This window comes from Mesorhizobium sp. BR115XR7A, assembly GCF_020165315.1.
Lineage (GTDB): Bacteria > Pseudomonadota > Alphaproteobacteria > Rhizobiales > Rhizobiaceae > Mesorhizobium > Mesorhizobium australicum.
In genome coordinates, this window is the sequence record NZ_JAIUHW010000013.1 from 152,233 (window position 1) to 175,334 (window position 23,102).

At 59.4% G+C, this 23,102-nt stretch carries 19 protein-coding genes; 1 reads left to right on the plus strand and 18 read right to left on the minus strand.

Annotated features, from left to right (window positions below):
• Positions 1 to 23: 23 nt before the first annotated feature.
• The 18 genes from LB557_RS25395 to LB557_RS25480 all read right to left on the minus strand — a co-directional run bounded on the left by LB557_RS25395 (position 24) and on the right by LB557_RS25480 (position 20,880).
• Positions 24 to 1,295: an O-antigen ligase family protein gene (locus LB557_RS25395; protein ID WP_224713119.1), complete on the minus strand. Its 1,272-nt coding sequence runs from the start codon at positions 1,293 to 1,295 to the stop codon at positions 24 to 26.
• A 65-nt stretch (positions 1,296 to 1,360) separates the two neighbouring features.
• Positions 1,361 to 2,620 (minus strand): hypothetical protein, encoded by a 1,260-nt coding sequence (locus tag LB557_RS25400; RefSeq protein WP_224643570.1) that lies wholly within the window; start codon positions 2,618 to 2,620, stop codon positions 1,361 to 1,363.
• Positions 2,508 to 4,883, minus strand: a complete 2,376-nt coding sequence (locus LB557_RS25405; protein ID WP_224643571.1) for a GumC family protein — start codon at positions 4,881 to 4,883, stop codon at positions 2,508 to 2,510. Before LB557_RS25405 ends, LB557_RS25400 begins: the two co-directional genes overlap by 113 nt.
• A gap of 44 nt (positions 4,884 to 4,927) precedes the next feature.
• A complete protein-coding gene (locus LB557_RS25410; RefSeq protein ID WP_140618675.1) occupies positions 4,928 to 5,701 on the minus strand; it encodes a polysaccharide biosynthesis/export family protein in 774 nt (257 codons plus the stop codon).
• Positions 5,698 to 6,510 carry a tyrosine-protein phosphatase gene (locus tag LB557_RS25415; protein ID WP_224643572.1) on the minus strand — a complete coding sequence of 271 codons (813 nt, stop codon included), beginning with the start codon at positions 6,508 to 6,510 and terminating at the stop codon, positions 5,698 to 5,700. The genes LB557_RS25410 and LB557_RS25415 overlap by 4 nt, the downstream gene beginning before the upstream one ends.
• Positions 6,511 to 6,635: 125 nt before the next feature.
• Positions 6,636 to 7,070 (minus strand): hypothetical protein, encoded by a 435-nt coding sequence (locus LB557_RS25420; protein WP_224683664.1) that lies wholly within the window; start codon positions 7,068 to 7,070, stop codon positions 6,636 to 6,638.
• 196 nt (positions 7,071 to 7,266) lie between these two features.
• Positions 7,267 to 7,755, minus strand: coding sequence for a hypothetical protein (locus LB557_RS25425; protein WP_015318732.1), 489 nt, complete (start codon positions 7,753 to 7,755; stop codon positions 7,267 to 7,269).
• 426 nt (positions 7,756 to 8,181) lie between these two features.
• Positions 8,182 to 9,309, minus strand: coding sequence for a glycosyltransferase family 4 protein (locus tag LB557_RS31780; protein ID WP_224643574.1), 1,128 nt, complete (start codon positions 9,307 to 9,309; stop codon positions 8,182 to 8,184).
• 34 nt (positions 9,310 to 9,343) lie between these two features.
• A complete protein-coding gene (locus LB557_RS25435; protein WP_224643575.1) occupies positions 9,344 to 10,423 on the minus strand; it encodes a glycosyltransferase family 4 protein in 1,080 nt (359 codons plus the stop codon).
• Positions 10,424 to 10,470: 47 nt separating this feature from the next.
• Positions 10,471 to 11,886, minus strand: a complete 1,416-nt coding sequence (locus LB557_RS25440) for a lipopolysaccharide biosynthesis protein (RefSeq protein WP_318013368.1) — start codon at positions 11,884 to 11,886, stop codon at positions 10,471 to 10,473.
• Positions 11,810 to 13,054: a hypothetical protein gene (locus LB557_RS25445; protein ID WP_224643576.1), complete on the minus strand. Its 1,245-nt coding sequence runs from the start codon at positions 13,052 to 13,054 to the stop codon at positions 11,810 to 11,812. Before LB557_RS25445 ends, LB557_RS25440 begins: the two co-directional genes overlap by 77 nt.
• Positions 13,055 to 13,183: 129 nt before the next feature.
• On the minus strand, positions 13,184 to 13,996 hold the full coding sequence (locus LB557_RS25450) for a class I SAM-dependent methyltransferase (protein ID WP_140663246.1): 813 nt from the start codon (positions 13,994 to 13,996) through the stop codon (positions 13,184 to 13,186).
• Positions 13,997 to 14,069: 73 nt separating this feature from the next.
• Positions 14,070 to 15,269, minus strand: a complete 1,200-nt coding sequence (locus LB557_RS25455) for a glycosyltransferase (RefSeq protein ID WP_318013369.1) — start codon at positions 15,267 to 15,269, stop codon at positions 14,070 to 14,072.
• Positions 15,202 to 16,371, minus strand: coding sequence for a glycosyltransferase (locus LB557_RS25460; protein ID WP_224643577.1), 1,170 nt, complete (start codon positions 16,369 to 16,371; stop codon positions 15,202 to 15,204). The genes LB557_RS25455 and LB557_RS25460 overlap by 68 nt, the downstream gene beginning before the upstream one ends.
• A gap of 112 nt (positions 16,372 to 16,483) precedes the next feature.
• A complete protein-coding gene (locus tag LB557_RS25465) occupies positions 16,484 to 17,179 on the minus strand; it encodes a class I SAM-dependent methyltransferase (RefSeq protein ID WP_224713120.1) in 696 nt (231 codons plus the stop codon).
• 83 nt (positions 17,180 to 17,262) lie between these two features.
• The gene (locus LB557_RS25470) at positions 17,263 to 18,288 is read right to left on the minus strand and encodes an NAD-dependent epimerase (RefSeq protein WP_224713121.1); all 1,026 of its coding nucleotides are present in this window, start codon (positions 18,286 to 18,288) and stop codon (positions 17,263 to 17,265) included.
• Positions 18,288 to 19,562, minus strand: a complete 1,275-nt coding sequence (locus tag LB557_RS25475; protein ID WP_224643868.1) for a nucleotide sugar dehydrogenase — start codon at positions 19,560 to 19,562, stop codon at positions 18,288 to 18,290. Before LB557_RS25475 ends, LB557_RS25470 begins: the two co-directional genes overlap by 1 nt.
• A 40-nt stretch (positions 19,563 to 19,602) precedes the next feature.
• Positions 19,603 to 20,880: a sugar transferase gene (locus LB557_RS25480; protein WP_224526043.1), complete on the minus strand. Its 1,278-nt coding sequence runs from the start codon at positions 20,878 to 20,880 to the stop codon at positions 19,603 to 19,605.
• Positions 20,881 to 21,418: 538 nt separating this feature from the next.
• Between LB557_RS25480 and LB557_RS25485 the strand changes: the two genes are divergently transcribed.
• A complete protein-coding gene (locus LB557_RS25485; RefSeq protein WP_140823850.1) occupies positions 21,419 to 23,047 on the plus strand; it encodes a fatty-acid--CoA ligase in 1,629 nt (542 codons plus the stop codon).
• The last annotated feature ends 55 nt before the right edge of the window (positions 23,048 to 23,102 follow it).

The window sequence follows — 23,102 nt, forward strand, 5'->3', positions numbered from 1 at the left end:
GCTTCGGCCGAACCCACCTGGTTCTACCTTGGCAAGGCCGATGCCTTGGCCGGGACAAGCAGATTGTCCTCGTCACGGCGGCTGGCCTTGCCCGGTTCATCCCTCTGGTCGAGCCGATCGGCAAAACCGCGGTGAAAGACAATACCGTTCAAACAGGCAAACGTCATCGCAAGGGCGGCGGTTCGCAAGGGATAATCGACGAGGGAATGAACGAGCAGAAAAGCCAGCGACAGAAAGGCCGCCTTCTGCAACGGTTCTCCGCGAATTCTAGCTGACGATGCGGACAGCAGCACCGCATAGGCAACCATCAGCAGGATAGCCGGCAAACCGCCCTCCAACGCCAATTCCAGATAATCGTTGTGCGCGTGATTGACATAAGACTTGAAGATCATGCTGCCTTTTTCATGGATCTGGTAAACCTTCTGAAAAGCACCAAATCCGACACCGGTGGTCCAATTCTGTTCAATTCCCTCAATCGTGGTCCGTGCGAATTCGGCTCGTCCAAAGGCCGGGTCGACCACTTTGGCATCGATCTTTGCCCACGCGCCGATCGTGTAGATCGAAAGACCGATGAAAACCGCGAGGATGCCATAACCACCAACCATCGAGCGCGCGGACAGGAAGACAACGGAGGTGGCGGTGATCGCCAGCCCGATCAAAATGCCGGCCCGCGAACCGGCGGCCAGAAGCAGCAGCAGGAGGGTTACTAGACCGAGCGCTCCTGAAAGAAGGTGGCCGCGGAACAAGCCATAATAAACCACGAAGGGGATCGAGACGAAGAGCAAGGCCGAGAAGTGGTTCTGGTTGGCAAAGAGACCCGCATTGATGGTAAACGGCAGCAGTCCCTCGATGGCAACGGTATCGGAGAGCGAATACTGGATCGCCGCCGCCAGGCCATTGCAGATCACCCCCATGAAAAAGAACGGCAGAAGACCGTGGACCTGCTCAGCGCGCAGGCGCAGGACGGCGAGGAAGAACGCCGCGGCCGCGACAAAATAGAGCATGCACTCGATGGTGCGCCCCACTCCGACGCTGACGAAGCGCAACCGGCTTGCGCCATCCAGCCATGGATCCGCAAGCAGCACCGCGGGCCGCACCCCCTCGAGCAGGGCGCCGGGCAGCGGCACGACCTGAAAACAGAACACCGCAACCACGAGAGCAAGCAACCACAACACGGCGCGGGGAATTGCCTGTTGCGACGGCCTCGAGAGGATCGCCGCGGCGGAGATGACCGCCGCAATCTCGATCAGCGTCTCGGTGTACAGACCGCTCGCGGTGCCGCCACCAATCAGCATCGATAGAAAGAGCACCGAGCCAAGAAGATATTTATCCCACTGCGTGGGCTGTCGCGACCGTTCTCTCACGACGATACACTTTCGATGCTCAATTTGTGCATGACCAACGTCCCGACATACCGAAACCGCCAACTCTGTGCGATCGCGGCCGTTTCCAGTCTCAGCAACTGCATCGGGCACGCCGCCGGCCCAACCGTGAAGTCCAGGCTCAGGCTTCGCCTGTTGAAGGTGCCTTCCGGTATGTTGAAGCGCGCGATCTCGTGTGAGGGAGCGACGCATCTGAGAGACCAGAACAATTCCTTCGGCAGTTTGAGATTCGTGGCCGAAGCGTTCAGGGAAATCCTGTAGGAGCCAGGAGGAAGTTCGATAAATTGCTGAAGCGCCGCGTTCTTGACGGGCGTGTTCAGAAATCGAATCGTCGCTCCGCTGTCGCTTTCACCTGCATCCCGCGATCCGGCGAAGGTGATCTCCATACCCGACCGGTCGTGTATCACCCAGTCGAATGGTTTGCCGCTGTGGACCGGTTCGAAGCCGCCGTTGAAAATGTAGCCGCCCAGTTTCCGTTCCTCGTCGGACAGGCTGAAGAGAAACAGCCGATAGGCCGGGTCATATTGCCTTTGCTTGATGTAGCCATCGATCACGGCCGACAATTCGTTGGACGTTGGAGACGTCGGGGACCCCGCGAGATCGAGCAACAGTTGGTTTGCGGCTGCCAAACCCTGGGGGTTCTGGCCAAGGGTCGAAAAAAGCTTGCCCCGCCATGGCGCCTCCGCCCGGATGGCGGCGAGCACGGCCCCGTACCCTTCGGGATTGGCGAGAATGGCCGGCCAACCGGCGGCCACGGTTGAAAATTGATCAGGCCACCGACGCAGCAAGATATCGATCTCGGCTACAGCCCTTACCAGGTTGCCCGTCTCGACGGAGCGATCGATGGATCTCTGCAATGCGTGTATTTCGGTCTTGGACAGCATTCGAGCCCGATCAAAGAGTTCGAACGCCTGGTCCTTCTCGCCCTGGCGATACTTGATCTCACCGATCAGGCTATAGAGGCGTGCATCCGCGACGTTGAAGCGAAGCGCATTTCGGGCCTTTGCGGCCAACCCATCGAGATCGGCACCGTCGTTCGTCTGGTTCAGTTCGCCGGCGATCTCGCCTATCAAAGCATCTACGTTCAACGGATCCAGCGCGAGAGAGACGCTCGGCGTTCCCGTCTCAAGAAGACGACTTAGCCCGTTCGACGAAGCCATCAACACCAGAACGGAGGCGACGAACCAAACGCCTGAACGCAGGAGACTTTGCATGCGCGGGCTGGCCTGCTCCACCATCGACTTTGCCCTCGATTTTCGGGGTATTCGTGCCGTATTCGTAATACTGGGAATTCATGTATTTGTAGGCGTAGTTGTAGTCGAACTTGTTCACCTGGAATTTCGACATCGCTGCCCCGATGACATTCGCTCCGGCTGCTCGTAGACGCTTCAGAGCCGTTTTGGCGGATTTGCGGGTTACCTGGTTGGTGGAAATCACCATCAGCGTGCCTTCGGCAAGCCGGCCGAGGATCGGCGCATCCGAAAGGCCAACGACGGGCGGCGCATCTATGATGACCAGATCGAAGCGCTTGCCGAGATTGGTGATGATCAGCGCCATTTTGGGCGAAGAGAGCAGGTCCGCCGGGTTCGGCGGTATCGTCCCCGACGTCAGAACAGTCACATTGGGATATTTCGTCGCTCTGAAGATACCGGCCAGATCTTCCTTGCGAACGGTGTTTGTCAGGAGATTGCTCAAGCCGATCGCGTTGTCGAGGCCGAACAGCCGATGCAGATTGGGTTTGCGCAAATCACCGTCGACAAGCAGAACCTTTGCGCCGAGAGCGGCAAAATCCTGGCCAAGCTTGAACGATGTGGTCGATTTACCCTCCGACGGTTCGGAGCTGGTCACCAGCAGCGAACGCGGCGCCCCTTCCGCTCCTGAGAATTGCAGCGACGTCCGCAACGAACGATAGGCCTCCGAAAGCCCCGACTTCTGATCGGCTATGCTGGCTATGAGTTCCCGGTCATCGACGAGCGGCAAGATGCCGAGCATGGCCAATCCGAGTTCTTTTTCGATCTGCTCCGGATTTGTGAAGGTGTTGTTGAGCAATTCGACGATGTAGATGATCGACGCACTCAAGGCCATGAACAGCGCCAGGGCTATTGCAAGATTGATGCTGAGGCGAGGAGAATAAGGGCTCAAGGGCCGGGTCGCGAAATCGACAACGGCAGCGCTTTGCGTCTTGAGCTCAGAACTCACGCCGACTTCGTTCAGCTTGGCGATCAGGCCGTCATACTGCGACCGGTTGGAATCGACCTCGCGCTTGAGGATGGTGTATTTGATGTTCTTGTCGTTGAAGACGATCTGCTGCTTTTCCAGCTCCGTGAGCTTGGCCTTGAGGTCGGCTTCCTTGTTCTGCGCTTCCTGAAATTTCAACCGTAGCGAGTCCGTTATCGCCAGTACGCCATTGTTGTAGAGCCGCTGCAGTTCCTTGATCTGCGACTGCAACTGCTGCATTTCTGGAAAGCCAGGTTTCAGGATGCCTAATTTCTGCTGGTATTGGCTTGTGAGGTCCGCGAGCTTTTCACTGAGCTTCTGCAGGCCTTCGCTCTCCAGAACCGGACCGAGACTGGCGCCACGCCCCTTGTCCACCTGATCCACCATCCGCCCGGCATCGAGACGCTCCTGGATTGCGGTCGCGAGTGCCGTGTTGAGGGCCTCGATGTTTGACCCGATCAGCGATTTGTCGCCGGTGACGGTAATGCCGGCATCCTTGGCATAGGCGACCAGTTCCTCCTCGGACTTCTGCAGCTTCTGTTTGACCTGCAGGACCTGCTCCTGAATGAACTGCCTTGCCAGATCCGACGTCTCGCTGGTCTGGTCGAGACGTTGATCGATGAAGCTCTGGGCGACCTGATTGGCGACATCGCTCGCATATTTCGGCTTCTGGTCGACGAAGGTGATCGACAGCAGGCTGGTGTTCGTCACCAGATTGACCGTGAGGTCATCGAGGACGCGCTTGATCGCCATGCCTTCCCGCTCTTCGGGCGTCTTTTCCTGGATCGAGAGCGATTTGGAAATTCCGAAGGCGCGGTAGAAGATGTTGCCTATTGAAAAACTCGGAGTCGGAAACAGGAAGTCCGGCTTTTCGGCTAGGCCCAGTTGAAAGACCACGCGCTGCGCCAAGGCCCTGCTCTTCAATTTCTCCCGGGCGGTCAGAAACGCCCGGACGTCACTGTTTTCGGAAACCACCTCAATGTCCTGGAAGACCTTTGCCGAAGGGACCAGAACCTCCAGCTGCGTCGTCGCTTGATATTTGGGTGTCTGCATCATCGTCACAATGACACCGGCGACGAGGCCCGCGACGGCCATCATGACGATCAGCCAGCGATACTGGATGACATAGAACAGCAAACGGAGCGGATTGAAGCCCTCGTCCTGGGCGGCATAGTCACGACCATACGGGCTATAATTCTGCGCCCCATCGTAATAAAGATCCGCGGACAGGGCTTGGCCATATCCGGGGCCGGCAATTTGGGGCTGCCTGTTGCGATCGAGCATGGCGCAAAGTCATCCTGGTTTGTCCGTGGCCGGCCGTGCCTGTCTTATGGAATGACCGCAATGCGGGCCGCGCTCGAGGCGAGACCCAACGCGTCCTTGAGATTGTTCATCGCGATTTTCGACTTCGAAGCGAAAACGACGATCACGTCGCCGCCGTAGATGCGCGGGTTGCGATTCTTGCCTGCGCGAATTTCCTCGACATTGTAGTTGGCGACCAGCCTGCTCTGGCCAAAATTGCGATAGACGAAGACCTTGCCGGCGTCGCCGACAGCATTGAATCCTCCGGCGAGTGCGATCGCATCCAGCAGGGAAGCGCTGCTGGACACCGGATAGATGCCTGCCCTGTTGACTTCGCCGTCGACCGTAATGCGCTGGCCTACCGATTCCTTCACGAAAATCGTCACGTCGGGCGATTGCAGATATTTTGCGCCGTACGCGGTCTCGATTTCCTTCTCGAGCTGACGAACGGTCTTGCCGGCCGCGGTCATCGCGCCAATGAGCGGAAGGGAAATCTGGCCGCTGGCATCGACCTGAACGGTCCTGTTCAAATTATCGACCTGGAAGACGCTGACTTCGAGCACGTCGTTGGCTGACAGCGGCTGCTCGCTGCCATTTTGCGTGTTTTGCGGCGCTGGCAGGTCTTTCACCACCTGCAGCGCACCACCGCCGGCAAGGGCCGTCGAAGACGATGTCGGTTGCAACGCTTCGACGGAGGCCGTCGATGATGTCGAAGAAGAGCTCGCGCAAGCAGAGAGTGCAAGCAACGCGGCCAGCGTCGGCATACCTGCATTGTTTCTGGCAAGATCGAAAATGTTCATCCCAGAGACCCGCTCTTGAACAGCCGACCCAATCCGCCGAAACGGCTCGCGCTGCCGGCATACAATTTCTTGGTGCTCACTTTTCCAATGGGCGCGAGCGGCTGATTCTGCAATATCGCGCCCGGGCGTTTCACCGCCATATTGTAGGCTTCATCTTCGCCGCACCGATTTGCGATGGCGACCACCGCCTGGGAAAGCCCCGGCCGACGCCTCGACGGGCCGTGCGCATCGGATGCGATGATGTCCACCCTGCCTTCGTCGAGCAGCTTTTCCGAGTAGTAGAGAGCGGTCCGGCCAAAGGCTCCTACGACCGAATCCGCCGTGAGCTGGATAAGGCAGCCCAATGCGTTCAATCGCTCGACTACGTCATAGTTCGATTTGATCCAGGTCAACCGTTCAGGATGGGTCAGGATCGGAATATAGCCCGCGCCAACGAGGCGGGAAGCGAGATCCTCGAGCCGCGGCGGCAAGATGTGATGCGGTGGCTCAAAGAGGAAATAGCGCGATCCGTTCAACGTCGGCACTTTGCCGAGCTTCAGCCGGTCGGGAAGATCAGGCGAAACATGAACGTCGGCGCCGACGTAGAGGACAAGCGGGATGCTGGCGCAAGCAAGTTCCCTGACCAGCGCCTCGACTGCCTGGGCAATATTTGTCGTGCCGTTCTCATAGACGCCGGGCATGACGTGCGGGGTGCACACCATATGCGTTGTCCCATCAGCCGCTGCCAGCCGCGCCATTTCGAGCGATTCAGCCAGACTGGAAGAGCCATCGTCGAGACCAGGCAGAATATGGGAATGCAGGTCAATCATTGGCGTTTCTGTCTGCATGGAGGCAAAGCGATGCCGCTGCCTCGACAAAATACAAACGCATCACCCGCATGGCGGCGAATGACGCATTTCACAAGCTTACGCAGAACAGGAACGCTGGGGACCGACTAGCGGCTGACGGCGTCATCGTCATCCTGCAGGCCGAGAAGAAGGGCCGCGCCACCGCCAATCGCACCGGCACCGAGGAGAACCGGCAAAACGCCGGGCTCGGAACCGGCCGGCACGACAGCGGCTTGCGGTGCATCGAACGACACGCACATACCGCCCTCGGCAGGGTCGATCTGGACGGTCACATTCGCCGGAACGTTGAACGCGCAATTGGTGCCCACAACCAGGGAAGCCGAAGCCTGCGCCCCCGTCATGATGCGTGCGCCCGAATAGACCGGCGCCTCGCCATTCACACCGGTATAACCGCCAGCCTGTGACATCCGCACGTCACCCTGGACGTTGGTCAACTGGCCGACCACACTTCCCGAAACCGGTATGGCCGCAAGGCAGGAACACTGCGCTGCCTGTGCGAAAGCCGCGGACCCGGCAAACAATACATTTCCCGCTGCGAGCGCTACAAAAGCAATAACAACTCCAACTCGACCCGTCATTTCCGCCCCATCGAAACCAGCTATTCCCCGCCAGGATCGCCCACACTATTTCAACAACTACTAATGCAATATAGTTAACGAACCCATCTAAAGACACTATCGGCGCGCCGCGGCCAATCACGGCAATGGGCCACAGCCTTCAACGGCTGACAGCGCTGTCGTCGTCCTGCGTAGCCGCAAGCACGCCGGTCGCAAGAAGCGCACCAGAAAAAATTCCCTCGGGCGGACCGAAACCGCCGACCGCTCCGCCAGACTGCTGGATGGCGGCGGTCTGCTCGGAGCCAACCAGCTTGAGGCAGATGTTGCCCTCGACGCGAGAGACATCCAGGCTCGAACTCGCCGGCACATCCAGGTTGCAGCCGCCAACGGCCACGGACGCCGACCCCTTGGCCCCGACCACCACACGACTGCCGGAATCAAGCATATTTCCTGCCTTGGCCGGGCCGTAGCCGGCGGCCTGCGACACCATCACATCGCCATTGACGGAAACAATGGATCCAACCGGATTTGACGCACCATGATAGGCAGTCGCGCAACTGCAAGATGCTTTCTGAGCAAATGCGGAAGCGGAACCGAAACCGACGGAAACAACAAATCCAACCACCACGGTTCTGACGATGAGATTCATTCGTTTTGCCCTTCTCTCGAAGCCGCTCCTTGGAACTTGCAAATCAAAAGTTCATGACATCAGCGCGTAACAGTTTTTTGCCACAATTCCAACCTGTTTCGCGCCGGCGCTAGAATTTTGACTTGCCTCGTGCCTTTGGGAGCTCACCATTTTAGAAATAGCGCATGAAAAGTTCTGATTATCGCCGGCGAATTTCAGATTACCCGAAAAACAATTGAGATATCCTTTGCCCCGTGACTGCGCGCGAGCGCTCCTGATCAGACTTGGCGAACGGGAAGGTGGTTCACCATCACCGATGCAGCCACGGCAGCTTGCGCCTGGTCGGACAATCGTGGACTGGCAGCGGCTCATGAAGCCCCGGCGATCGGCCGCTAAGACGGAAATAGATCCGGTGTCAGCCGGCTCACGGCCGGCGATGGCCGCTCATCACGTTGCGGCAGCCGTAAGCTTCTCTATCTGATGCATGTAGCTCTCGACGACGATCGTTTCCGAAAACTGCCGTTCAACCTTTTTCCGGCTCTCGTTCCCCATCGCGTCCCTGGAGTGGCCGTCCATCGTCACGAAATCGATCATCCGTGCCGACAGGTCGCTGGCATCCCTGACCTTGCAAAGGAAACCGTTGACGGCATGGTCCACCACCTCCTTGCAACCGGGCACGTCCGTGGCGATCAGAGGTTTGCCCATCGCGGCCGCCTCGAGCAGTGAGCGTGGGGTACCCTCCCTGTAGGAAGGCAGGACGACACAATCGGCAGCGTCCAGGAAAGGGCGAACGTCGTCGGTGGCACCGAGATACTCGACCAAACCCTCGTCGACCCATTGCTCGATTTCGGCGCGGCTGACCGCGGTTCGGTTCTCGACATCGAGAAAGCCAAGGAGTTGGAAGCGCACCGCAGGCGCTTGGCGACGGACGAGGCGGGCAGCCTCGATGAACTCACCGACACCCTTGTCCCATAGCAGCCTAGCCACCAGCAGAAATACGATGGCACCGGACGGCGCGCGCTGGCGCGGCGACGGCGAGAAGCGCGCGAGATCGACGCCTGAGCCGGGCAGCAGCGCGGTCCGTTCCTTGCGCACGATGCGCGCGCCGACGAACAGCATCCGGTCGTCGTCGTTCTGAAAGAAGACCACCTTCGAACGGGCCAGCGCCAGGCGATAAAGGGCTTTGGCGATTCCCTGGAGAAGGCCGCCCTGGAGGAAGACAGTGCCGAGCCCTGAAACATTGTTTATGACCGGAATGCCATTCAGGTTTGCAGCCATCGAGCCGAACACGTTGGGCTTGATGGTGAAGCCTACGAACGCCAGCGGCTTCTCGCGGCGCAGGATAAGCCAGTAGCGCCACAGAAGCGCAAGGTCGCGAGCAGGCGAGGTGCCGGAATTGTCGATTTCGATGTCGACGTGGCGGCAACCCATCCCTGGGATCAAGGATGAATACTCGTCCCTCGGCGCGACGACGACGACATCATAGCCGCGCCGCCGCAACGCCTCGATCAGGCCCTTGCGGAAATTGACCACGTTCCAGGACGTGTTGATCGAGATGACAATCTTCCTTCCCACCTCGGACCCCACTCCCCGCCCCTCCGGATGTCCTTCAGCTCATCGACGCGCGCGTCCGCACGGTTCCAGTCCCAAAAGTCTCGAACAACCGCAAGATCACGTCATCATCGGCAACTGAAGAAATGCGCATGAAACATGCATCCCTTGCAAGCCGCAGGTCCTCGGGCCGGGCAATAAGCCCGGCAACCGCGCGAGCGATGTCTTGCGGGTCGTCTGGGTCAAAGTCGAACCCGGACCCCGCAGGGAGGTAATGCCTCGTGCCGCTGTCGCGCGACATCAATACGGCACATCCCGCCCAGGCGGCCTCGACGGGAGATACCGCGGCAGGTTCCGTACGCGAGGGCAATATCAAGAGATCATGGCTGGCATAGATCGAGATCATCCTGTCATGAGCTATGTTGTTTTGAAACCGAAGTCTGTCCGCCAGTCCAAGCGCTTGGGCCTCTTGCCGCAAGGCCTCACAAAAAGCCGCGTCGGAATGCGTCGCCTCCTCGCCGCACAACGTTATGGAGAATGGTGTGGACGCCGAGATCACCGCCAGTGCCCTCAGAAGCAAACTGTGCCCCTTTCGCTCCCGGTATTTTGCCACCATCAGGATTCGGGGCGGCGAATGCAACGGCCTGCCTCGCAGCGCTCCGATCCGGATCGGCTCGAAGGGATTTCCGAATGGCAGGGGCATGGCGCCTCCCGCACCGACGGAGCCAGGATTCGACGGGAGCCGTGACGTGAAGTGCGCAATCCCGAGTTGCCGAAAGACAGCTCTGCGGATCCATGTGCCGCTCCATGCCTGAGGCCTGACATCCTCCTGATCGTAGATAACCAGCTTGCGGCCTTGCAAAATCGCACACAACGCGGCGACCCTGCAGAACCATCGCGTCACGCCGCGCACGATCACCACATCGGGATTCTCGACCCGAAGATGTCTCCAGTAGGAAACAAGACCGGGAAAGGAAAAGGGTGAGTTTGGGATATCGCTCGGACCCATGTGCATAACTCTTCGTGACAGCGCCGATGGTGCCACTACATTGGGAGAAACAAGTGTGTAATTCTCCGTTGCCCCTGTTTCGACGACGTCGATTGCAACATGATGCCCGGCCGAGGTCAGTATGCGCACCCAAGGCACAACATTGGTGTGGTATCTTGGTAGGCAAAACAAGTATCTCAAGCTGTCAGACCTGGGATATTTTCCGTGATTCGGATCTGCTTTTTCAGCAATAATTGCGAAACCACCATCATTGCCGTGTAGACCAGCGCCGATGCGATCAGACCGGCCCAGGCGATACCCGGAATTCCGATCCAGCCCGACAGGACGAACGAAAGCGGCAGGTAGACGATGAATGCCGACGCCATGATCTTGAGAAGCGGTTTTGTTCCGGCCAGAACCTGGATCAAAGGATTGAAATGCATTCCGGCCAGGCCGAGACACTCGGCCGCGAACAAGATAGCGAAAAGCAGCGAGGCATCGGCATAGGCCGAACCGGCGGCCAGAACCACGATGAATTTTTGCAGCACGACACCGCCCGCCGCCATGCCCGCGGCGACACATGCCGAGACCATCGTGATGCGGGCGTTCAGCCTGTTTAGGCGGGACGGAGATTCTTCGTTGGACAGTCTCGCGAGTTCGGGAAAGATCACCTGGTTCAAGGGCCCAGTCAGCCGGGACATCATCGTCGCCAGACGCGACGCCACGGAATAGGCGCCGGCGGCAACATCTCCTAAAAGACCGGCGACAAGGAACAAGGCTACATGTCGTCTAGCACTCACCAGGGTCGACAGCACACTGGTCCCGGTGGCCATGACAAGGAATGTCCAAAAGAAACGCCGCCTGGAACGGGAACGAAGCGGATTGAATAGTTTGATGTTCTCGCGTCGGGCATAGACAAGCAGCCGGACGAACAGCGCCAGATTGTAGAGCGCACCGATCGCCGCCAACACAGCCACATAGGCGATCAGAGGCGCTTCGATGGCCCAAAGGACGAGCGAGGCAACAACCACGGCAGCCCCCTGGGCGAGTTGATTGCCGGCAATGACGTCGTACCGCCCATTCAGGCGAAGCACGCCTTTGGGGGTGCCCGCGAGGCTGGCCAGCAAGGTGAGACTATAGATCAGCGCCAGAAGCCGATCCTGGTGGGATACGCCGATCGACTCCCCAAACAGCAGGACCCCACCAACCGCCACCGCAGTGGCGACAACGGCCGCCGAAACGTCGAGCGCGATCCCGCATGAAGCTGCCCGGCCAAGGCGCGAGCGGGACCTGGCGGACAGCCTGATGACAGGCTGCCAACTCTCAAACGTAGCGAGGCCGGAGATGAACGTGACATAGGCCTGGATTACGGCGAGGGTGCCAAAATCTCCGGGGCCGAGCGAGCGTGCATTGAGCGCCAACGCGATGACGGAACACAAAGCCGCCACTCCACTTGAGGATGTGGTCATGGTGACGTCCCGAGCGACCCTGCGCGCGCGTATCCATCCAGAAGGTTTGGCTATCGCCGTCATGTCCTCAGCCATGGTCCCGGCGCAGGCCCCGCACTCCCGCTTCCATCGCAGGCGCTTGCGGGAAGCACTTTCGATGGACATACACCAGCCCGAATATGAAAAGCGACACAAGGATGACCCGCTTGGCGGAGATGAACGCGCCGAGCAGTTCCTTGCGCTGGATGTAGAATGTGAGGTGGATGATCGCCACGATCAGACCAGACTTGAGCGTCGCGCTGCGCACGTTGCGGATTATTGCCTCGATGGCGACACAGACCAGGGAAAGAATAATGACGAGCAGCGGAAATCCGGCGTATCCGAAATTTGCATAGAACTCCGCCCAGATATTTGCCGCCACACCGCCACTGTAGCCCGGAAAAAGCAGCGGCTGGACCTGCTCGTTGTAAGTACAGCCATCCTTGCCGAAGACCGCATCCGAAAATGGAATGAAAGAAAGTGGCACCAACCAGAGATTGGAACAAGGCAAGGTGTAGTTATATTTTACGATAAGGTCCAAATGAGCCAATGTCACGAACTGCTCCAACCCGACAAGGGTGGAATCTGACAACTGGTCGAATTTTATTTTTTGGCCGACAAGCTCGAAATTCCCCGCCTTCACCGCGGAGTAGACAGACTTGTACACTGCCAGAAAAAAGAACGCTGAAAATCCGCCGATGACATACCGTTTTCTTATCATCATCAACGGAACATTCCTGTATCTTAGATACAGTAAAGATAGGATAGTTATCGCAACCGAGGATCTATGCCCAATATAGAGCGTTAAAATTAATCCTAGGCAGCTCAGGGCCATAACAAGCTTGGATTTCCTCCACCCGGCCAGAGCCCCAAAGACCACGCCGATGATACAGGCGTTGTAAAATATATACTGAAACCGACCAGTTGACGATAAAACATCCGCCTTAGACGCGGAGAAAAGTGCCGGGTTCGCAATCGAAATTCCGCCGAAAATAATGACCATCGCGATTATTATCAACGACTCTCCTTGGCTATCTCCCTCAATTTCGAAACTCTGGCGTCTCGGAACGAAGCCAACCATCGCCGCGGCGATGCAAACCATGGAAACGGCGATGGCATACCCCGTGCCCAAATCATATGTAAAATCATACTTCCTTCCGCCAACGTCAACGTACTGAAAGCCGCCGGCAAGAAATGGAACAAAATAAAGTAGGCTCGATATAAGCAAAAGCATTTGCGGCGTAAGCGCAAAGGGTGAAACCAGGTAATCTCTTCTGACGTCCCGCGCCTTCACCCTATTGCCTAGCTCCCAATATCCTCACGCCCGGCGGCTCACAAATCCGGCTGGTGTCTGCGGCCCTCCGAATGCCATCCGAGTGCGGTACGGCGGGCGACATGTCGTGCGGAACGGGCCTGCCGACACCTAGACCTCGGCCATGATTACATGGGCCTGAATTTTGGCGGCGACTTCACCGCTGCCGTGTCGGTCTGCGATGGCGGATGCCGCGTAATCGGTTGCAGCGTCCAGTTTTCCAGCTTCCCTGGCCTCGATTTCGGTGCGAAGAACAGTGCCTTGACAGTAGGCAACGGCCGGAAGGCGTGGCGAGGATGCGCGGCTCTGTTCGGCTCTCGTCTCGATCACCACTCGAGAGAAGCCTGCATCCTCTAGGTCGCGACGGATCAGCACCTTGTCGTGATAGCCGTGCGGCGTGCGTGCCAGGAAGCGCGGGGGATCGTCGGGAAAGATCCGTGCCAGAGCGTTGGTCACGTCATCGGCGAACACATTCTCCTCGATGCGATCCCATACATTGAACAAAAACCGTCCGCCGGGCTTCAGGACCCGCCTGGCTTCGCGATAAGCAGACGTGCGGTTCGGAAAGAACATCGCACCGAACTGACAACAGACAAGATCGAAGGCCGCATCTTCAAATGGCAGCGCCATCGCATCCGCTTGGCGCCACTCGATGCGGCTATCAGGAGTTTGTCGCGAAGCAGCGTAGTCGAGCATCGGCTGGTTTAGGTCGGTCACGACATAGCTTGCGTCGGGCGACAGTCTTGGCGCCAATGCGCGGGTGACGACCCCGGTGCCCGCGGCGATTTCCAGGACCGCGCCGGGCGATAGGGCCGCTGCTCGCCGCGCGATATCCGCAGCGAACGGCTCAAAGATCAAAGGCACCATGTAGCGGTCGTAGTTTTCCGGAATTGAGCCCGCGAACAGCTTGTCGGTTTCCAACATGACAATCCCCACCGTCTGCCTGATGACTCGCGAGCTTAACATATAATTGTCTGTTCCTGGTCGTTTCCGTGCGCTAGCCCTTGGCAGACAATCTTTCCCATAGCGCGCTGTATGCCCTTGCCATCCGCTCAACTGAAAAATCGGACGCGACGCGGTTGCGGCATGCCTGCTGTCTTGTCTCCCAGGATGGCGAGTCACGGTTTTCCAGAGCCATGTTTGTAATGGCGCGAGAAAGCGCGTCGGGATCCTGGCTCGGAACAACACATCCGGTGTTGCCGACAATCATGCCGATATCGCCGACATCCGTCGCTACGCAAGGCGTACCGCACGCCATGGCTTCGGCGACAACGTTAGGGAATGCCTCGCGCCTCGAGGCAAGGACATGGATGTCGAACGCACTCATGAGAGCGGCAACACCGTCGCTCGGACCAAGCAGCATCACCTTGTCGCGAACGCCGTAACGGTCCAGCAGTCCGGCAAGGTCGGTATTTTCAGGAGAGATTCCGGGGCCGGCGAGAATACATTTGAAAGGGAACTCGGCGCGCGCGGACAGCTTGGCCAAGGCAGCGGCGAGATTCCTGTGATCCTTGTCGGGATGCCAGCGGGCGACGCTTCCGATGACGAATTGGCCTTCATCTATCGACCAGGCCCGACGCAGCCGACTGCGCGCCCTCTCATCCGGCTCGAAGACAGCCAGATCATAACCGTTCGGAATTATCGTCCAGTTCGAAGCCGAGTAACCCGCACTCATATGGCGCCGTGACGCCTGTTGCGAACAGCTCACGATCTGGGTCGGGACCACCCGGGATATCAGCGCGCAGGCCCGGTCCGCCATCCGCGTGGCCAAGGGGGCGACAAGCGGATCCAGACCGGAATTGTGCATTCCCCAAACCACCAGCCGGATACCCGCAAGCCGAGACAGGACGCCTCCAACCAGATTTGCGTGGTACATCCAGCACTGGACGATATCAGGCGGATGGGCTGACAAGACACGCCGAAATGCCGCGAGCCCGCCGAGGCTTAGCCTTCCCTTCGGCATCGACAGACAGGTCAGGGGCACCCCCGCCTCCCGAAGCAGCGGGCCATATTTTCCTTCGTCTGAAAGCGAGACCACTGCGTGCGAATGAGTGTGCTCGGCCATGCAGAGACGGAACAAAGCCGCCTCAGCACCGCCATTGTGCAGCCCGGTGATGACATGCAGGACTTTAATCCGGGAGCTCCTTTCGGGTGGCGCTCGCCAGGCCCATACCCATCGCGAGCAGATACGCGTCAGCTACTTTTTCGACACTGAAATCCTGGGCTCGACGTCTGACATCGGGTGGGCTGATGTCATCGAGGCCGGCCAATATCGCGGCCGCGAAGGCTTGCACGTCGCCCACCGCGACAAGCCGCCCCCATTTGCCGTCCTCCAGGATTTCCGCTGGGCCGCTTTCGCAATTCGTGCTCACCACCCTGGCTCCGCAGGCCATGGCTTCGATAATCGTATTGGGAAAGCCCTCCCTTCGCGACGAATGGAGAAACAGCGCGGCGCGGTGCATCCACGGATACGGATTTTTCGAAAAGCCGACCAGGGCGACCGAGGAACGCAACTCGAGTTCATCGATCATCGTCTGCAGCGACGCGCGCAGCGGCCCTTCCCCCACAATCGCCAGTTTGACGGGTCGTTTCCTTACGACCTGTGAAAAGCTGCTAATCAGAGTGGCATGGTCCTTTGCGAAATCGAGGCGACCGACGGCGACCAGCAGGGACCTGCCGTCCTCGTCCGCGAACGGATGATCGATGGGCGCGCTGGCCTGTGCCTGAATGTGTTCTATATCCAACGGGTTGTGGATCGCTTCGACAGAATTCGGGTCGAGCCCGATGCGCCTGATCAGATCGTCCGCAACGCCATGTGAGACGGCTATTATCCTGTCAGCATAACCGTATGTCATTCGCATGAGGAACGGCAGAAATCTCTCACGGATCAGTTTCGTATCCGCAAGGGTCCTGGACAGGTTGCTTCTCTCGGATATGACCGTACGCACCCCTTGCCGTGACAGGAAGGACGACACTATTGCCAGGATGTTCGCGTGAGGCAGCGCCGCCAGCATCACCCGCGGCTGCTCCGCCTTGACGTAGCGAATAAGGCCGGACAGGGAAAACAGCATGCGAGACGCCTGCAGATCCACTATCCTTATCGTGTCGGGAACCAGGGGAAGATATTCACCTATCGCACATCCAAGTACGAGATCCGTTACCAGCCCACGCCGATCGAATTCCCGGGCCAGGGTAAGCATCGCGCGCTCGGTGCCACCTGCCCGCAGCGAGGGGATGAAGACGGCGATCCGGGCATCCGGACCGCCCGGCGACTTTCTATCTTTCCTCGTTCGCTTCATCCGGTTCGAAGCCCGGTCGCCGCCATACCGCCTCGTTCGGCTCTAGCTCTCCCGTTGGAAAGCAGGCGCAACCGGAAACGGGCCAGGACCGGCGGAGAATATCTTCGACGGATCACTGTTTTCGCCGAAAGACATAGGCATAGGTCTCCGCCGCATCCTTGCCGAGCAAGAGAGCGGCGATGCCAAGCCAGAGGCGCCAGGCTAGGAAAGCCGGCACGAAGGAATAGAAGTATGAACTTCTCCAGAACAGGCGCCGCTGGACAAGCTCCAGCCCATTTTGCGCCGCGATCCTTTCCACTTCGCTTGGCAGGCATTTGTCATAGAAAGCCGGAAATCCGTCATGACCCCTGCCTTTGTCGGGATAGATGGCAAACAGCAGCCGCCGCTTGATCCTCTCTGGCAAAATCAGGTTCAACCTGGCGAAAACGGCATTGCGTGACGGCGAGAAAATGGCAACCAAACCGCCCGGCTTGACGCAACTGGCGATGCCGCGAAGCGCGCCCTCTCCGTCGTAAACATGTTCCAGGGTCGCCTGGCATATGACCAGATCAGCGTCCTGCCTTCCCTTGAACACGGTAAGGTCCGCCTCGATCTGCTCGTCATAGAGTCCATCGGGGGCCTTGGACAGTTCCTCGGCAGCGAGATCAAGCCCGACCACGACGAGCCCGAGGCACCGCTTCTGCGGCAGGCTGACGAGCGGTCTTGCGCCTCCACCCAGATCGTAGACCAATGTGTCCGGAGACAGCAGCGCCGGCGCGATTTCGGTCGCAAACGTGCTATTGCCGTCCGCGCGAAGGCGTGGCGGCAAAGCCCTGTCAAGATATTCAGAGACCGCCACGTTCGCGCGTACAAACCCCCTCAGCAACGACACTGCCTCCTTATCGGTTCGCGCTATCCCCGCCCAAAATAATCCTGGTACCACTCGACGAACCGCCCCACCCCCTCGGTGACGGAGGTGCGGGGACGATAGCCGACCGCCGCCTGCAGCGCCGAAGTGTCGGCGAAGGTGTCGGGCACGTCGCCGGCCTGCAGCGGCAGCAGCTCGATCACCGCCTTGCGGCCGAGCGCGTTTTCCAGCGCCTCGACATAGGCGGTCAGCTTCACCGGATTGTTGTTGCCGATGTTGAAGATGCGCCAGGGCGCGCTGCTGGTCGCCGGATCCGGACGGCCGGAATCCCAGGCCGGGTTGGCCGCGGCGGGGCTGTCGCTGGCACGGATCACGCCCTCGGCGATGTCCTCGACATAGGTGAAGTCGCGCGTGTGGTTGCCGTTGTTGAACAGCTTGATCGGTTCACCGGCCAGGATGCTCCTGGTGAACAGGAACAGCGCCATGTCAGGGCGTCCCCAGGGGCCGTACACGGTGAAGAAGCGCAGCCCCGTGGTCGGCAGGCCAAACAGGTGGCTGTAGCTGTGCGCCATCAGTTCGTTGGCGCGCTTGGTGGCGGCGTAGAACTGCAGCGGATGGTCGGCCGGCCGATGCTCGGAAAACGGCATGTCGGTGTTGGCACCGTAGACGCTCGAGGTGCTGGCATAGGTCAGGTGCCCGACACGGCTGCCGCGGCAGGCCTCGAGCATGTTGGTGTAGGCGATGATGTTGCTCTCGACATAGGCGCGCGGATTTTCCAGGCTGTAGCGCACGCCGGCCTGGGCGGCGAGATGGATCACCCGGTCGAAGGCATGGTCGGCAAAGCAGCCGTCGACCACGCCCCTGTCGGCGAGATCGCCATGGATGAAATGATAGCCGGCATTGGTCTTGCGGCTCGCCTCGTCCAGGAGCCGCAGCCGCGCCTGCTTGATTTGCGGGTCGTAGTAATCGTTGATGCTGTCAATGCCGATAACCTCGTCACCGCGCTCCAGGAGCCGCCTGGCGACATGATAGCCTATGAAGCCGGCAGCGCCGGTGACCAATACCTTCATCAGAAGCGCCCGTCCGTAACGTCCCTAGGGAACAGCCCCTTGATGTCGTAGATTACACTGGGGTCCTTGCAAAGCGACTTCAGCCCCGCAACGCCCAAGCTGCGGAACTGCGCGTGTCCGACAGCGACGATGACGCCGTCATAGCGCGCGGCGGGCATCTCCTTCACGCTCGCCGTGCCGAAAGCGCGTGCGCATTCCTGCGCGTCGACCCAAGGGTCCCAGATATCGATGCCGGCATTGTACTGCCTCAGTTGCGCGACGACGTCGACGACCTTGGAATTCCGCAAGTCCGGACAGTTTTCCTTGAAGGCCGCACCCATGACCAGAATCCGGCTGCCAACGACAGGTATGCCCTTGCGCATCATCAGGCGGGCCGTCTGGTCCGCCGCATGCTGGCCCATGCCGTCATTGATGCGGCGCCCGGCAAGAATCACCTCGGGATGATAGCCGAGTTCCTGGGCCTTGTGGGTGAGATAATAAGGATCGACGCCGATGCAGTGCCCGCCGACGAGGCCCGGCGTGAAGCGCAGGAAATTCCATTTGCTGCCGGCCGCCTCCAGCACCTCCGACGTGTCGATGCCCAGCTTGCCGAAGATCAGCGACAGCTCGTTCATCAGGGCGATGTTCAAGTCGCGCTGCGTGTTCTCGATGACCTTGGCGGCCTCGGCCACGGCAATGCTGGAGGCACGATGCGTACCCGCCGGCACGATCGAGGCATAGAGCGCGTCGATGGCCTCCGCCGCCTCTGGCGTGGAACCGCTGGTGACCTTGACGATCGTCTGCAGCCGGTGCTCGCGATCGCCGGGGTTGATGCGCTCTGGACTGTAGCCGAGGAAGAAATCGCTGTTGTAACGCAGCCCGGAATGTTTCTCGATCAGCGGTGCGCAGACTTCCTGCGTGCAGCCGGGATAGACGGTGGATTCAAAGATCACCACCGCGCCCGGGGATATGACCTCGCCGACCGTCGTCGACGCCATGACGAGAGGCTTCAGGTCCGGCCTGTTGGCCCGGTCGATCGGCGTGGGCACGGTAACGATGAAAATTCCGCAGTCGTGCAGATCGGCTTTCTCGCTGGTGAACTTCAGCCCTCTGGCGGCGGCGATTTCCTCCTCGCTGACTTCTAACGTATGGTCCTCGCCGCGCTTCAGTGCCTCCACGCGCGACGGGTTGATGTCGAAGCCGATCACATCCCTGGTCGCCCCGAAGGCCACAGCCAGCGGCAGACCGACATAGCCAAGTCCGATGACAGCTATTTTCCTTGAGGCGAGATCCATTGCTTCCTGCACGTGCGATCGGATTCAGGCCCTGATTTGGCTATCGCGCACCAAAACCGGTGAACATCGTTTTTATGGTCCTGAGAACGATCAGCACGTCCAACCAAGGTGAGAAGTTCTTTATGTAGTAAAAATCATAGTGCAATTTTTCCATGACATCGCCGACCGCTGCGACATGGCCCTGATTTACTTGTGCCCACCCGCTCACGCCCGGCCTGACGATGTGCCGGTACCGGTAGAACGGCAATTCCGCCTCATACCATTGCGACAGCACGACAGCTTCCGGCCGTGGCCCGATCCAGCTCATCTCACCGCGCAGGATGTTGATGGCCTGCGGCAGCTCGTCGATCCTGAACTTGCGCAGGAAGCTCCCGACCCGCGTGATGCGATCGTCATCCCGTTTGGTGATCGCCTTGTCCTTGTCGCTGCCGGAGCCGGTCTGCTGCCTCATCGAACGAAATTTGTAGACGGTGCAGATCCTGCCCCGGTAGCCCATGCGGGGTTGGCGAAACAGCACGGGGCCTTCCGAGTCCAGCCGGATCGATAGGGCGACCAGCAGCAGAACGGGACAAAGAACCACGACAAGGACAAGCGCGGAGGTCCAGTCGATGGCCTGCTTGATCTTGAGATAAGCCTGGTTCGGATTGAGCGAGCCGAGCGTGTTCTCCGACAGATGTTCGATCTCGACACGACCGGTCAACGATTCGCTGACCTGCTTGACGTGATAGACGGGCGTGCCCGACAGCGCCCGGTCGGCGATGTAGCGCTCCCATTCGGCGCCGAGGTCCGCACGCAAATCGACAACAACGCCGTTAACTCTTTCGATAACGGTGCCGGGCGACTTGAGCCAGAACCAGTGCACGCCCGGCAGGGCCCTGAGGCGCTCGACATTGCCGCCGGGAATGACGGCCAGCCGGTACGGCTCAAGACGCCGGGTCATGAGGCTCAGGCCGAAATACCAGAGCGTGGACTGCGTGAAGCTGGCGGCGGCCTGAAACCGGCTATACTCGAAGCGGAAAAAGAAAATCGTCAAGAAAACAAGACCGTAGGACAGGACGAATGTCGGCAGGATATAGCTGGCCGCGGCCACGCCCGGAAAATTGCCAATGCGGCGATAGGCAAGAAAGCCGGTAACATGCGCAATGATGGCAGCCGCGACCGTTATCTGCAGATTGGCCGAATAGATCGCGTCCGGATAGGATGCTATCCGGATCAGTGCTGGCGCGATGATCGCGAATGTCAGTCCGCCGATGAGTTGAAAACGAATTCTGAACAGGAAGTGCCGGCTTCCGACAATCGTTGATGTTGCGACATTCAACTTCTTCCCCTTCCCCCGAAAGGTGCCCGTGTCGGCAATCGCCACTACACTTGGCAGGCCGTTCCTTCGCAAAGCGAACCGGACCCCTCACCATTGGCGATTCGACTCAGTCGAAGATCAAGAGCTACGCCAGTGCGACCTCACCAGCAAGCATCTATTTAGCGGGAATAGTTGGCAGAAGTTCTGATCGGCAGCATTGCTGCATTGCAATTTAAAAGCCGCGGCTAATGTCCCAGCTTATTCTCCAATCCTTGAGAAACCTGCCGAACCCTCAGCCGATATATAGAGGTGATGTCTTTGGTGCCGACCAAGCGCCCATGCCAAATCGGCCAACCGCCTGGCCAGATCGCCATCGATGGCCGGTCCGGGCCCGATGCAGCCAAGCGAAATCAAAAAGCCGTCCGGATTCAACCGTTTGCCGATACAGGTTCGAACTCCGACTTTCGCCCGCTGCGCTTGTGGACGCTGGACAATTCCCCGGTTCGCTTCACAATGCGATCAAAAGCGCACCGTGAAAAGCGTGATGGAGGAACCCGGTATGCTGGGACTGATGCAGGAATGGCCGCTGCTGTGCCACAAGCTGATCGACAACGCCGAGCGGCAGCATGGTGCGCGGGAGATCGTGTCGCGTTCGATCGAGGGGCCGATCGTGCGCACCACCTATGCCGACCTTCATCGTCGTTCCCTCAAGGTCGCCCAGCGCCTGGAGCGCGACGGTTTTGCCTTGGGCGACCGCATCGCGACGCTGGCCTGGAACACCGCCCGCCACATCGAGGCCTGGTACGGCATCATGGGCATCGGTGCTATCTACCACACCCTCAATCCGCGCCTGTTTCCCGAACAGATCGTCTGGATCATGAACCACGCCGAGGACAAGGCCGTCTTCGTCGACCTCACCTTCATCCCGTTGCTCGAGAAGATCGCGGGTGCCGTCAAATCGCTGAAGAAAGTGATCGTGCTCACCGACAAGGCGCACATGCCGCAAACGACCCTGCCCAACGCCGTCGCCTATGAGGAGTGGCTAGGAGAGGTCGATGGCGATTTCGCCTGGAGGAGCTTCGACGAAGGCACCGCCGCCGGCATGTGCTACACGTCGGGCACGACGGGCGATCCCAAGGGCGTCGTCTACAGTCATCGCTCGAACGTGCTGCACGCCATGATCGCGGCCATGCCCGACGCCATGGGCCTGTCGTCGCGCGACACGATTCTGCCGGTGGTGCCGATGTTCCACGCCAATGCCTGGGGTCTTGGCCAGAGCGGCCCGATGATCGGCGCCAAGCTGGTCATGCCCGGCTGCAAGATGGATGGCGCCTCTATCTATGAATTGCTCGATCAGGAAAAGGTGACGTTCAGCGCCGCCGTGCCGACCGTGTGGATGATGCTGCTGCAATATCTGGAGGAGACTGGCAAGACGCTTCCCCATCTCGGCAAGGTCGTGATCGGCGGCTCGTCGTGCCCGCGCACGATCATGACGAAATTCCAGGACGATTACGGTGTCCAGGTCATCCATGCCTGGGGCATGACCGAAATGTCGCCGCTCGGCACGCTGTGCACCTTGAAGCCGGACTATGCCGGCCTCGAAGGCGAGGCTCGGCTCGACGTCCAGAGCAAGCAGGGTTACCCGCCTTTCGGCGTCGAAATGAAGGTGACCGACGACGAGAACAATCCGCAGCCTTGGGACGGCAAAACGTTCGGCCGGCTGAAGGTGCGCGGCCCGGCCGTCGCCCGCGCCTATTATGGCGGTGCGGGCGCGGAGCAGTTCGACGTGGACGGCTGGTTCGACACTGGAGACGTCGCCCATATCGATGCCGGCGGCTACATGCAGATCACCGACCGTGCCAAGGACGTCATCAAGTCCGGCGGCGAATGGATTTCGACCATCGACCTGGAGAATCTGGCCGTTGGCCATCCCGATGTGGCGGAAGCCGCGGCCATCGGCGTCAAGCATTCGAAATGGGGCGAGCGGCCCCTGCTGGTCGTCGTTGCCAAGCCGGGCAAGGAACCGACCAAGGCCGGGATTCTCGATTTCATGGATGGCAAGGTGGCCAAATGGTGGATGCCGGACGACGTCGCTTTCGTCGGCGAGATACCGCACACCGCCACAGGCAAGATCCAGAAGATCACCTTGCGTCAGCAGTTCAGGGACTATCGCTTGCCGACGGATTGAGAGGATGTTGCGTGTTTCCGCAAAAAGGCACTAAACCTCCATCCGGGTTGGGGCA

Bases quoted from the DNA above. Each gene is read 5' to 3' on its own strand.
- LB557_RS25450 (WP_140663246.1), bottom strand. From the start codon at position 13,996: ATGTTGGAAACCGACAAGCTGTTCGCGGGCTCAATTCCGGAAAACTAC.
- LB557_RS25440 (WP_318013368.1), bottom strand. From the start codon at position 11,886: ATGTCCATCGAAAGTGCTTCCCGCAAGCGCCTGCGATGGAAGCGGGAG.
- LB557_RS25485 (WP_140823850.1), top strand. From the start codon at position 21,419: ATGCTGGGACTGATGCAGGAATGGCCGCTGCTGTGCCACAAGCTGATC.
- LB557_RS25475 (WP_224643868.1), bottom strand. From the start codon at position 19,562: ATGGATCTCGCCTCAAGGAAAATAGCTGTCATCGGACTTGGCTATGTC.
- LB557_RS25460 (WP_224643577.1), bottom strand. From the start codon at position 16,371: ATGAAGCGAACGAGGAAAGATAGAAAGTCGCCGGGCGGTCCGGATGCC.
- LB557_RS25400 (WP_224643570.1), bottom strand. From the start codon at position 2,620: ATGGTGGAGCAGGCCAGCCCGCGCATGCAAAGTCTCCTGCGTTCAGGC.
- LB557_RS25415 (WP_224643572.1), bottom strand. From the start codon at position 6,510: ATGATTGACCTGCATTCCCATATTCTGCCTGGTCTCGACGATGGCTCT.
- LB557_RS25470 (WP_224713121.1), bottom strand. From the start codon at position 18,288: ATGAAGGTATTGGTCACCGGCGCTGCCGGCTTCATAGGCTATCATGTC.
- LB557_RS25395 (WP_224713119.1), bottom strand. From the start codon at position 1,295: ATGCTGATTGGTGGCGGCACCGCGAGCGGTCTGTACACCGAGACGCTG.
- LB557_RS25425 (WP_015318732.1), bottom strand. From the start codon at position 7,755: ATGAATCTCATCGTCAGAACCGTGGTGGTTGGATTTGTTGTTTCCGTC.
- LB557_RS25405 (WP_224643571.1), bottom strand. From the start codon at position 4,883: ATGCTCGATCGCAACAGGCAGCCCCAAATTGCCGGCCCCGGATATGGC.
- LB557_RS25410 (WP_140618675.1), bottom strand. From the start codon at position 5,701: ATGAACATTTTCGATCTTGCCAGAAACAATGCAGGTATGCCGACGCTG.